Below are 11396 nucleotides of genomic sequence, written 5' to 3'. Positions count from 1 at the left end.
CCACCAGCAGTTTGACCACCAGCAGTTTGACCACCAACAGTTTGGCCACCAGCAGTTTGGCCACCAGCAGTTTGACCACCAGCTTGCTTCTTAGGATTTATAATCTTCTCAATTTTTTTACCTTCTTCTTGTAAGAATTTATTTAATTCTACTAAATCTTTCTTCAGTCTATCATTGAATGCATTATCAATTAATTCAGTTCTTTCATTATTGAACTGAAGACCAGTATTCGTACAAAAAATTTCTATAAAACCTGTAAGTTGAGGTAAGGATTTACCAGACTGGATTTTACGGGTTATAGCTGGATTAAATATCTGATCATTGTTAAATAAAACACCGTTAATGTAAATTAATGGTGATAAATCTCCATTTAGGTTGTGAAATATGTTGTCTATATTTTTTACTCCAGGATACCCTTGAGGGAAACTGTATGCATTAATTTTTAATTTAATTTTATAATCATCAGTACTATTTTTCTTGGTAAATATTCTTGTATGTTCTTTTGAGTTGAAGTCGTTGTATATTATTTTGTTTGTGTCTGAATTGTACTCAATATCAAATAACTTGTGTTCTGAAAGTAAGTTGTTTAATGTTTTTTTTCCTATAGTTTCTAAAGTAATTTTTTTATCAGTACTAGTGCTTGCTGGAATAACCTTGAATTTAATATTCATACTATCATCATGAAAAAAATTAACTAATTTTTTATAATTTTTACTAATTGTTATTATTTGATAAATATAATGTAAATCTGGATCTTGAGGCTCAAAATCTATAGTTATGGTTGTGCCAGTGGTTGTTCTGCTTCCCTTCTGAAGGGGGAAGTTAATTTGGCTTATATCTGAAGAATCTACAATATCATCTTTATTTACTGTAATACTATAAGATTGATTGCTAAATCTAGTATCCCATTGAACTTTATTACCAAATTTGAAAGCACAAAATAAACCTAATCCTTTTGATCCTTGAGTATATCTAGTTATAGTTTTTCCTTTGTAATTAAAACTAAACTCTCTGCCATATTCTTTGCCACTTTTAGCTATATGTAATAATGATTGGATGTTAGCTATATTTATTCCATCTCCATTATCTTCTATAGTTAAATTGTTTTTTTTCATGTCGAATATTATATTTATGATGGTGGCTTTTGCATCATAACTATTTTTCATTAATTCGCCAAGTGCAAATAAGTGACTTGAAACCTGTTTGGAAAGCTCATTTACTATTTTACCATCAACCTGTATTTTAACAGATTCTGGTAATTTTTCACTATTTTCTAAATCAATATTAAGTTGACTCATATAATTTATCCCAATTAAATTCTACTTAAAAGTTATAACAAAATAATAAATTTAAAAAATATGTAATTTATTTTTAAATTTAATTTATTTACCCTCTTGGTTTAAATTATTAAATCCAAAATTGTTTTAAGAGCTTTAATTAAATCTGATGAGAGCTTGCCTTGTGATTCAAGTTGATTTAAAGATTTAATCAAAGCTAATAATTCTTTATTAGTTTCAGTTGAAGCTGAAGAACTTAAATTACTATCTTTTTGATGGGCTACATCTAGCCAACCATGTGGCTTTCCAAAAGCCTCTTCAATTTCACGTGCTACTTTATTGCCAATCCCTTTGATTGGTGTAGTGCCAGCAAACTGACTCGTCTGTGATTGGCCTTTATTAATCTTATTAGCAAAGTTAGAAACACCACCAACTTGGTCTACCAAGATTCGTGTGTTGTTATATCTAATCGTTTTGCTGTCCATACATTAACTCATCACTTAGCTATATTTGCTGGAGAAAATACCTAACAGGTAGTTTTTAAATAAAAAAATTACCTAGAGGTGTAATTTTACTTTTATCACCTTAAAGGTAAACAAGAAAAAAGGTTGTATTTACATTACCTAAAAGGTAATATTTAGATTGATTAGAGAGGATCAATCTATGCAATTTAGAGACTTCATTTTAAAAATGACTCCTGAGCAATTAGAAAAGTATGCAAAAGCTGCTGGCACAACAAGTGGTTATCTAAAGACGCATCTTTTATATGGATATAAAGAGCCCCGTAGGAAACTCCGCACAGCATTAGTCACAGCCAGTAATGGACAAGTTTCGGAACAGGAAGTCTTACAACATTTTGGGTTGTATCCAGTTCAAACATTACTTAACCAAAATGGTAATGAAGCATCCATCTAATAAACACGTTCAAAAGGACTCGCAATGAACATATTAGATGCTGCTTACCACACGGTTCACGACTTTAAAGGCGGGGCAAATGCGCTTGCATCACGCATGGGCATCAAAAGCCCAGCTGTACTCAACAGCAAGGTCAACCCAAATACGGAAACACATCACCTGACTTTGCTCGAAGCTTCAAAGCTGATGGGCATAACAGGGGATTTTCGAATACTTCAAGCGATCTGTGCAGAACATGGCAAAGCAGCCATCGACTTACCAGATATACCTGAAAGCAAAAGAGACAGTTGCCTGATGGATACCTTTCTAAATATCGGCATCAAGAAAGGCAACGTAAGCAAGCAATATAGAGAAATGCTTGCGGATGGGCGAATAACACAAGGCGAGGCAATCGACATGGCCAAGGTCATACACGAAATGCATGTACTGCTTGCCACGCTCGAGCAACAAATTAAGGCCTGCATTCAGGGCCAATAAAAAAACCGCTTCCTGTTATTAGCAGCGGAAGCGGTTTTATGGCCTTTTATTCATACTTGCTAAGCGAGACAAAAATATGAACGAACACAATCTAGCAAAACAGTCTGATAAAGATAAACACAATTCCGATGATTCGACGCAAGTCACTTTGATCATTGGCGCAGATCGCCATATCGAAAACCATATTTCTAAAAACTGCCGTGTGATTAGCAATGACGTTTCTAAATTTCTAAGTAGAGCTTTGAATGCTCAAAAGGAGATGACATGAGTAGTTTAAAGCATCCACTTATCCGCTATCACGGTGGAAAATTTAGAATTGCGGACTGGATTATTTCATATTTCCCGAGGCACAAGACTTATGTTGAGCCATTTGGCGGTGGAGGTTCAGTACTGCTTTGTAAAGAACCAAGCCAAATCGAAGTTTATAACGATCTTGATGGTGAAGTAGTAAACCTATTCCGCGTATTGCGTAATACAGAACATCGTTTGCAGTTAGAAAAACAACTCTATTTAACTCCATTTGCTCGAGCTGAGTTTCATCTTGCATATGAAGATACCAATTGCCCAGTAGAGCAGGCACGTCGAATGATTGTACGTGCTCAAATGGGGTTTGGATCTGCAGGAGCAACAAAAGGCAGTACAGGATTCAGAATGGCTGGAGGACGACAGAAAAATTATGAAATCCAGCTATGGGATCAATATCCAAATCGACTTGCGGAATATGCGCAACGTTTAAAACGTGTGTTAATCGAAAATCAGGAAGCAGCAAAGATCATCAGTCTATATGACAATGAAGACACACTATTTTTTGTTGATCCACCTTATGTGAGAAGCACAAGAACAGCAAATGTCGTTGCTTATCGCTATGAGATGAGTGATGGCGATCATATTGAATTATTAGACCAACTTAATCAGGTAAAAGGAAAGGTACTCATTACTGGGTATGAACATGAGATTTACAACGAAAAACTCTCGCATTGGAAAAAGTTAACAAAACGGGTGCAAGCATCAGGAAAAATGGGCGGTGTTTCACGACAGGAATGCCTTTGGATAAATCCCCGAGCTAGCGTAAATAGCGATTTATTTAGCGGGGTGAATGTATGAGCCATTACTCAACCTTGAAGGGGCTAGGAAGGGCAATCGCATACTTTCCACAGCTAGGCCTATACCTTGGTAGCCCACTCGCAGGCATCTTTTTAAGTCAGCTTGTGTACTGGCATGACAAAACAGACCATGAACTTGGGGTATATAAAACCTCTGAAGAATGGCTTAAAGAAACAGGCATGACCTATAGCCAACAAAAAACAGCACGTAAATTACTTAAAGACCTCGGCATTCTGTTTGAAACAGAAAAACGTCTGGAACATAAACTGTATTTTAAACTTGATGTTGAAGCCTTCGATCAATGGTTCGAAAACTGTATTCATTCCGAGGAAAATGGCGAACAACAGATCGTAAATCCCCGAACGCGAAATCCTACATTCGGGGAAGTAGAAAACTTACATTCGGGGGAGAACAAATCCTGCATCCGCGGTGATAGAAATCCTTCATCCGTTTATACAAAGATTACTACAGAGAATACTACAGAGATTACTGCAAATAATTCTTATGGCTCTCCGCCTGAAAAACCTTCGCCCAAACCAAAAATATTTGATGCCAGCAGCATGGATCTATCCGAATACCCAAACGTCAATCGGGATGTATGGCTCGGATTTGTTGAAATGCGAAAGACCATCAAAAAACCTCTGACGGAACGGGCAGCAAAAATCATCCTAAAAAAACTACGGGATGATTTCAAAGATCAGGCCAACGTCATACTCGACCAGTCGACGGTGAATAATTACCAAGATATTTACCCGCTGAAATCACCAACAGCCAAGCAACCGTACTATCACGGGCAACAACCCTACCAGAAGCGATTTGGCTTGGATGAACCAGCACCAATGAGTGACGTAGGAGATTATCCATGAGCAACATCGAACTTTTCCAAAGTGCATTTGCCGTGAATTTTCCAGTTGAAATTGCGGAAATGGTTCTAACCCGACTCGAAGATATCTACGGAACAGAGTTCCAGAAAACCTATGGGCATCTGAGCAACGAGAAACTCCGTAATTTGACCTGTACGGTGCTGAATGGTTTGACGCCAATCGAACTACAGCGCGGCTTGAATCGGATGAATTCGGAAAAATGGTGTCCCAAACTACCTGAATTCCGTAGCTGGTGTGTACAGGCAGGTGATTGGTGGACAGCAGAGCAAGCATGGGCCAAAGCATTGAATTTCAGCAATGACCCTGAATTCAAAATTACCACCTTGGCAAAGCGATGTCTGGATGAGGTGCAGTACATTCTGGCCAATCAATCACAGCGGGCGGCACACAAGGCATTCGTCGATATTTATCAGGACTATCTGGCGCAAGCACAAAAAGCTGGACGCGTTCAGGTGATGTGGATTCCGAAGAAAACGATTGCTGAACCTAAGGCTCGGAATCACAAAGGCGTGCCATGTCCTGCGGATTTACTCGCACAGGTCAGTGGTGTGAATAAATACAAGACCTCTACGATGTCAACGTAGCGCTCTAAGACTGAGAGCCATACACCATGAGAGTAGCGATCAATGAGATTAAGCATTGCCGAATATAAATCACTGGTCAAGCCTAAAGCCAACAGGAAGAGCAAACCTAGAGTTAAACCTAAGCAACAGGAACCAAGTGAAGGCGAATTAATCCTGATGCGAGATTTAAGAGCCTTAGGCATCGGCTTTGAACATGAATACAAGTTTCACCCAACACGCAAATGGCGGGCAGATTTTCTGATCAGTGATACCAAGATCTTGATCGAGGTTGAAGGTGGGATCTGGTCAGGCGGAAGACATACACGTGGTACTGGTTATATCGGTGACATGGAAAAATACAACGCAGCAGCAATTTTAGGATTTCAGGTTTTACGGTTCAGTACACAACAAGTGAAATCAGGTTTAGCAGTTCAACAGATAGAGCAATTGGTAAGAGGTACAAAATGACATTGGTGATTGAAAAGATGCATATCATGCAGGCAATTGATTGGTCACGATTCGATTTAGAAGGCTGGCTCTACCAATTCGGTGCTTGGCTCTATAGTCACACTGGTCCATGTGGCCAGAGTATCAATCCAATTGCGGTGGCGATGGATAACGCTGCCAAAACGCGACGAACCAAAAAGCTGACGAAGAAGAAACGTAATCAAGTTATTGCTGACTATATTTCCAATGATTACGAGCCACCACGACCAAAGCGCAATAAGACCACTTGTGAGATCAATGACAATGAAGCTCGCGCTGTACAACGTCTCATACTGGATATGTTTGGCCGAAGTGAAATCATGGATGAATGGTTAGATGCAGTGGTTGATCGTTACTTTAGAGGCCAGTCATGGTCTGAAATGGCCAATGAAGAGCGCACTCAAAACAATGCCAGACAAGACGTTAAATGTGGTTTGGCTGCGTTGCATTGTCGGTATGGGTTTATAGCGTTTTAGCTTAAAACTATAAAGAATAAATTTGGGGTTTAAGCAAATTTCTTAAACCTTTTAAGAAAAAGATATACCCCCTTTAAGAAAACTAACTAAAGTTAGTTTTTCCTACTTTAAAATTAGTTTTTATGTAATTTTATGGTGTAATAAGGCTAGTTTTAATAAGTAAGCACTTACTTACTTAGTTACTTAAGTAAAAGGTTTAAATCAAGAAATGACGATAAAAGATTGGCATCCTCCAGCAGCTAATGAAATTAAGCAGTTAAGGGAAGAAACTGGTTTTACACAAGCTAAAACAGCTCATCTATGCCGCATAGGTTTAAAAACTTATCAAAAATGGGAGCAAGGGGATGCAAGCCCTAGTCAATCAGCATGGACGATATATATGTTTGAGCTTCGTGCTAAAAAATTAGGTTACCACTCTTTAGATGCTTTAATGAGTTCTTTAGACAAGCAAATTAATGCTTGATTTTACCTCATTATGAGGTAGTATTTGATTAAGACTGTAATTGCATGGTCTGACGTAAACCCAGCGTAAATATCATGGGTAGGTACTAAAAATGACTAGAGTTAAAAAAACTTCAATTACAGCATATGATGCCAGTGATGTTGCAGATGGCTATGCTTTGGCTTATGAGCAGGTTGCAGATCTAGCAGCTATGATTGGCGCTGTTCGTCATCTATGTGACAAAAACATTGAGTATGTCGGTAAAGTCTACGATGTACCTGACTCAGTATTCCAAGAAATGAAACGTGTTTTTAATATCATGGATGGACTGATTCAAGAGTCATTAGAGTTTAGCAAGGCGCAGGAAGATTCATATAAATGTTAAAAAATTAGAGCCTGTCATAAGATGGGCTTTTTAATGTTTGGATTTTAACGAAAAATAATCAGAGAAACGCTGACAAATGCTGTGGTTGTTCGTTACTTTCGTGGGCCGTCATGGTCTGAGATGGTCAATCAAGAATATACTCATAATGATGACAGACAAGATGCGTTGTATTGTGGATATGGATTTATTAAATTTTTCTTTTAGAGATCATGTTTTTATGTTATAAAACGCAAAATTTCGTTAACTTTATTGCATAAGAAATATAATGGCTTTAGATTATAATGGTATGCATGCTACCTGTAGAACCTATGCTGATCAAATATTAAGATCAGGTTTTAATGATAGCTGTGGTCGTCATGGAGTAGGTGTTTATTTTTGGGAGTCATCAAAAGATAAACCCGAAATTAGAACATTGGCTAGGGAGTTAAGTGAGTCTTTTTATGAAGATAGGATTAGATTTTTTAATTCTGCTAATGATTCAAGTTTATCGATCTTAGAAGCAGATATTACTCTATCGGATGAGTCTCAAATTTTAGATTTCGAGGAAATGAGTATTAGTCAAATGTTTAGTGTGTTTATCCAAAAGAGTAAACAATTGAATACTGCTTCTAATAATGATAAGCAAGCTAGGATAAATAGCTCTGCTATCATGCTTGCATTTATTAAAATGGTTGAAGAAATTCGTAATTCTAATATTCTCGTGATTAGAGTAAAAACGCAAGCACCAACAAGTTTTAGACAAAGACTATCTAGAACTTTTGAGTTCTTAAATATTGATAGACAATCATGTTTTGTTGTTCGAGATAAAAGCGTTATTTCAAATTTACAAAAGCTCTCATAAATGAAAGGTGTTTTTATGGATAATCAAGAATTGCTAAGACTTTTTTATGAAAAGTTATCTTCTTTTACACCTGATGAATTACAAAATCGATTAAAAAAAGCAGAGTCTGAATTAGAGACTTTAGGTTTTTTTAATGATTTTTCTGATGATATTGTTGAATATTACTCTTCAAATAATTTGTCAGTATTTATTAAACTGTTTGATGATAATAAGCATCAATTTGAAAGTAGACATAATATTTCAAGTAATAAACTTTTTAGAGATAGCCATTACCTATCTATATTAGAGATCAAACCAGATTATCAAACGTTAATTAATCATTATATTCATGACATTTTCAATGTTTCTATAAAACATGAATGGGAAGCAATACATAGTTTAGTTAAAGAAAGCCATAGCAAAAAAAGATCTAGTCATAGAGATGCTCTGGATTTTGATTTTGGTTATGGGTGGTTACCTGATTTGAATAATCAATGTAGCTATGAAAAAGTTGGTATGGTTGTAAATTTATAATAAAGATAGTTGAGAAAAATATATGAAATTCAGATTTTTAGATGTAAAAGCTCCTCAAGTTGTGTTTAGGCATAGTGAAAAAATGATGGAGTATTTATATGCATTTGAAGAAGATGATAATAAAAATTTTCCTCCGATAGAATTTGATGTTGTAACTCCAGCTAGTGCGGATAAGGAAGATAACTTTTTTATACTTTTTAAAATTCGGATTGATAAATCAGTTTATTTGTCTCAAGGAGATGAAGAGGACGAAGACGATAGTGGTATTTTTGCTATAAAATTAATATGTAGTTTCAAAACCAATAAGTTAATTGAAGATGGATTTGGTAATACAGATTTAGCTCGAGTGTTAGCGCCGCAAGCTGCTTATCCTTTTGTAAGATCTTGGATAAGTAACTTTTTTACTCAGAATGGTTTTGATGCGGTATATTTCCCAATTTATAATTTTGATAAATCGGAAAAAGTAGATTAAGCATTTTGTGATACTTTTAATCCCTTAAAGCTTTTACATATTGAATTAGGGGAGTATAAGTAAAGAATTTTCTAAAAAACTAATATTATGATTCCTCAATCAGTTGTATAGTCATAATTTATATATAGAAAATCTACTTCTTCTGTGACTGAGATTGAAAAACCTACAAAGAAGACTCCTGAATTTTCTTGATATAGGGTATTAAGGAATGTGGAGTTTTTACTAATAGTAGGAGAGTAGTTTTTGCTGCTGTTAGTTTTTGCCTTTAGCAAAACAGAAATATCTCTTAAATTACTTAAATTGGTTTTATCTATCTGAAATATATATAGATTATCTTGACCTTGTTTTTCTTTTGATAATAAATATGCATATTGGTTTTTTGAGTTGTTATTATAATTTATAATTGTATAAGGTTGTAATATGAAAGTTTCATATTCATCTTTTTTGGTATTGTAAAACCCACTTAGATCCTTTTTGGCATATAGACAGCGATCCTTGCCACATATCAAAGTAAAGAATTTTTCTTTGTCTTTAACGACATAGTCGATACTATCCGAAATGCTTCTAATTTTTGTTTTATGCCCCTCTTCTTGAAGGCTTATCCAATGTTTTAGTGGTATTAAAAGTAAAAGAATAATAGTTCCAACAGTTGTAAACATGAAAATCATATGTGTTTCTAATTTCCATAACTTATTTGCTTTTGCTTCATCATCATCTTTTTTAGAATTTTTAATTTCTCTTCTGAAAACGATAATGAACCAAATAAAACCTATTATTAATGGAATATATAGCAATAGATGAAAGCTATGAAGAAATCCGTAAAAAAAGTAATCACTAAAATCAAAACCCAAAAAAGAGTAAGTGATACCAGTATTAAGCGTAATGCCCTCAATGTAGGCTCTTCCAGCAATATAATGATATCCCAAAAAAGCAGAAACAAAGTACGTGACGCTTAATGTTAAAATTGTATTTAAATCTATGTTTTTCATGTTAAAAATAAAATCAGGTTGGAATTTAAGGGTGTTTATTTGATCTGTAGATTAGACAAAATAAGATTTCTGTATTTTAACGTTAATCGATCAGCCTCAGCGTTCACAATATGCATCTTCTTATGACAATTTGGGCAAAGTGCAACAGTGTTCTCTACGGTATCAGCACCGCCATGTGCTAACCATTCTATGTGGTGAGTCTCCAGGTAGGGCTCGCCATTTGAATCTTTGAAAGGAGCAGGCTGTTCACATAGCTGGCAAATACCATTGGCCAAACGTTTTGCTAACTGAGCGATCGAATCTGAACGGATGAAATATTTAGTCTGGGTATTACGATAGCTGACTTCTGTCTGTGCTGAGGCTTTGGCATCTGCGATAAGTTGCTCAGTCGATTTTCTTTTATATTTACGCTGTTTCTTCTGACTCGCTTTAACGATAGTCTCAGCGCTAATTGTTGTACGAGTATCTAATAGCTTAAGAGGGAAGATCTATACAGTACGATCTTGCTTATTCGCATCCGGTTGAACTTTTTGATAGGGATCATTAATAAGCGTAACAGGGCCCTGGTAAATATATTCTTTATCTGTGAATACTTCGAATAGATGAACTGAAACGCCGTTAGTATGGCTCTCTGCAAGCGTTTTATTCTGGCTTTTAAGTTCTTGGTCTCCAACTTGTCCCATGCCTGTGTAATGAAGCTCATCACCAATCCATCTATCTTCATAGATGGATTCAACGTGATTCGAAATGATCACTAAAGTTTTTGTTTTAAGAGACCTGCGCATTCCACCTTGTGGTGAACAACCAAAATATTCACAAAGTCCTGCATTATCTAGAACGAACGGTATCAGGCTTTAAAGTTTTAAAATCTTTTGTCATGCTTAAATCTTGTTATTTAGTAAATATTGGACAATAGGTAGATCGGCAGCAGCCCAATCCAGTTGTATCAGCGCATCAATATGACACCACTTGATATCTTGGTGCTCATGCATTACCAATTCATCAATGGTCTTGGATTCACATAAGTAGGTGGCTAATTCAATCTGGAAATCTGGATAAGAATGCTCAGCAGTTAAAAGATAACTCTTTACATCAATGGCCAGATTCAGCTCTTCATTGATCTCACGTATCAGCGCTTGTTCGGCTGTTTCATTAGATTCTACTTTGCCACCTGGAAATTCATATTTATGCGATAAATACGGAAACTTATGTTCACCCTTAAGTGCACACAAATATTTTCCTTCATGGATAATTACTGCCGCTACAACGCTTAATTTTTTCATGCTGCTGATTATATGCTAATTTTATGTTTTAAAGACATTACTTGACCCTGCGCAGGGCAAATGCTATTTTTACGTTATAGTGGTCGAAGTTTAAGTAGATCACGGAAGTTAAAGCTCATCGAAAGGTGGGCTTTTTTTAAGATATTTTCAAAATTATATTATTGGAATTTTTAAAATTCTTTGAAGTAGGTTTTTAAAATGCTTAAGTGGAAGTAACTGATTTATATTGATGCTAACGACTGAAATCAGAATTGTTTATTCTAAATTTAAATACTCTTTAAGGTGTCTA

At 35.7% G+C, this 11396-nt stretch carries 17 protein-coding genes and 1 pseudogene; 13 read left to right on the top strand and 5 right to left on the bottom strand.

The genetic code is table 11. The annotated features are described in order from the left end of the window. A partial coding sequence (locus F993_RS19885) for an ATP-binding protein (protein WP_004653689.1) occupies window positions 1-1298 on the bottom strand: 1298 nt, incomplete at its 3' end. A 101-nt stretch (window positions 1299-1399) separates the two neighbouring features. After that, on the bottom strand, window positions 1400-1762 hold the full coding sequence (locus F993_RS12005; RefSeq protein ID WP_004653687.1) for a hypothetical protein: 363 nt from the start codon (window positions 1760-1762) through the stop codon (window positions 1400-1402). 178 nt (window positions 1763-1940) lie between these two features. Between F993_RS12005 and F993_RS12010 the strand changes: the two genes are divergently transcribed. The 13 genes from F993_RS12010 to F993_RS12070 all read left to right on the top strand — a co-directional run bounded on the left by F993_RS12010 (window position 1941) and on the right by F993_RS12070 (window position 8835). Beyond that, entirely contained in the window at window positions 1941-2192 is a 252-nt protein-coding gene (locus F993_RS12010) for a hypothetical protein (RefSeq protein WP_004653686.1), read from the top strand. Between the two features lie 24 nt (window positions 2193-2216). Further along, window positions 2217-2669, top strand: coding sequence for a phage regulatory CII family protein (locus F993_RS12015; protein WP_004653685.1), 453 nt, complete (start codon window positions 2217-2219; stop codon window positions 2667-2669). Between the two features lie 76 nt (window positions 2670-2745). Then, window positions 2746-2937, top strand: coding sequence for a hypothetical protein (locus tag F993_RS12020; protein ID WP_004653684.1), 192 nt, complete (start codon window positions 2746-2748; stop codon window positions 2935-2937). Then, window positions 2934-3773 carry a DNA adenine methylase gene (locus F993_RS12025; protein ID WP_004653683.1) on the top strand — a complete coding sequence of 280 codons (840 nt, stop codon included), beginning with the start codon at window positions 2934-2936 and terminating at the stop codon, window positions 3771-3773. Before F993_RS12020 ends, F993_RS12025 begins: the two co-directional genes overlap by 4 nt. Further along, on the top strand, window positions 3770-4639 hold the full coding sequence (locus F993_RS12030; protein WP_004653682.1) for a hypothetical protein: 870 nt from the start codon (window positions 3770-3772) through the stop codon (window positions 4637-4639). The genes F993_RS12025 and F993_RS12030 overlap by 4 nt, the downstream gene beginning before the upstream one ends. Next, window positions 4636-5241 carry a hypothetical protein gene (locus F993_RS12035; RefSeq protein WP_004653681.1) on the top strand — a complete coding sequence of 202 codons (606 nt, stop codon included), beginning with the start codon at window positions 4636-4638 and terminating at the stop codon, window positions 5239-5241. Before F993_RS12030 ends, F993_RS12035 begins: the two co-directional genes overlap by 4 nt. 42 nt (window positions 5242-5283) lie before the next feature. Beyond that, window positions 5284-5688 carry a DUF559 domain-containing protein gene (locus tag F993_RS12040; protein ID WP_004653680.1) on the top strand — a complete coding sequence of 135 codons (405 nt, stop codon included), beginning with the start codon at window positions 5284-5286 and terminating at the stop codon, window positions 5686-5688. Next, window positions 5685-6182, top strand: a complete 498-nt coding sequence (locus F993_RS12045; RefSeq protein ID WP_004653679.1) for a hypothetical protein — start codon at window positions 5685-5687, stop codon at window positions 6180-6182. The genes F993_RS12040 and F993_RS12045 overlap by 4 nt, the downstream gene beginning before the upstream one ends. 208 nt (window positions 6183-6390) lie before the next feature. After that, entirely contained in the window at window positions 6391-6645 is a 255-nt protein-coding gene (locus F993_RS12050; RefSeq protein ID WP_004653678.1) for a helix-turn-helix domain-containing protein, read from the top strand. Window positions 6646-6736: 91 nt separating this feature from the next. Continuing rightward, a complete protein-coding gene (locus F993_RS12055; RefSeq protein ID WP_004653677.1) occupies window positions 6737-7009 on the top strand; it encodes a hypothetical protein in 273 nt (90 codons plus the stop codon). Between the two features lie 265 nt (window positions 7010-7274). Beyond that, the gene (locus F993_RS12060) at window positions 7275-7850 is read left to right on the top strand and encodes a hypothetical protein (protein WP_004653675.1); all 576 of its coding nucleotides are present in this window, start codon (window positions 7275-7277) and stop codon (window positions 7848-7850) included. 15 nt (window positions 7851-7865) lie between these two features. Next, window positions 7866-8363: a hypothetical protein gene (locus F993_RS12065; RefSeq protein WP_004653674.1), complete on the top strand. Its 498-nt coding sequence runs from the start codon at window positions 7866-7868 to the stop codon at window positions 8361-8363. Between the two features lie 22 nt (window positions 8364-8385). Next, window positions 8386-8835, top strand: a complete 450-nt coding sequence (locus tag F993_RS12070) for a protein-export chaperone SecB (RefSeq protein ID WP_004653673.1) — start codon at window positions 8386-8388, stop codon at window positions 8833-8835. A gap of 95 nt (window positions 8836-8930) precedes the next feature. On the opposite strand, the gene F993_RS12075 is transcribed toward F993_RS12070, so the two are convergent. The 3 genes and pseudogenes from F993_RS12075 to F993_RS12080 all read right to left on the bottom strand — a co-directional run bounded on the left by F993_RS12075 (window position 8931) and on the right by F993_RS12080 (window position 11107). After that, window positions 8931-9824 (bottom strand): hypothetical protein, encoded by an 894-nt coding sequence (locus F993_RS12075; protein ID WP_004653672.1) that lies wholly within the window; start codon window positions 9822-9824, stop codon window positions 8931-8933. A 35-nt stretch (window positions 9825-9859) separates the two neighbouring features. Next, window positions 9860-10703 (bottom strand): annotated as a pseudogene (locus F993_RS0119650) (HNH endonuclease). Window positions 10704-10705: 2 nt separating this feature from the next. Then, the gene (locus F993_RS12080; RefSeq protein ID WP_004653670.1) at window positions 10706-11107 is read right to left on the bottom strand and encodes a (deoxy)nucleoside triphosphate pyrophosphohydrolase; all 402 of its coding nucleotides are present in this window, start codon (window positions 11105-11107) and stop codon (window positions 10706-10708) included. Window positions 11108-11396 lie beyond the last annotated feature (289 nt).

It is taken from the genome of Acinetobacter proteolyticus, from assembly GCF_000367945.1.
GTDB classification, from domain to species: Bacteria; Pseudomonadota; Gammaproteobacteria; order Pseudomonadales; family Moraxellaceae; genus Acinetobacter; species Acinetobacter proteolyticus.
The sequence above is the reverse complement of the archived record's forward strand: the minus strand, read 5'-3'. Positions and strand labels throughout refer to the sequence as shown.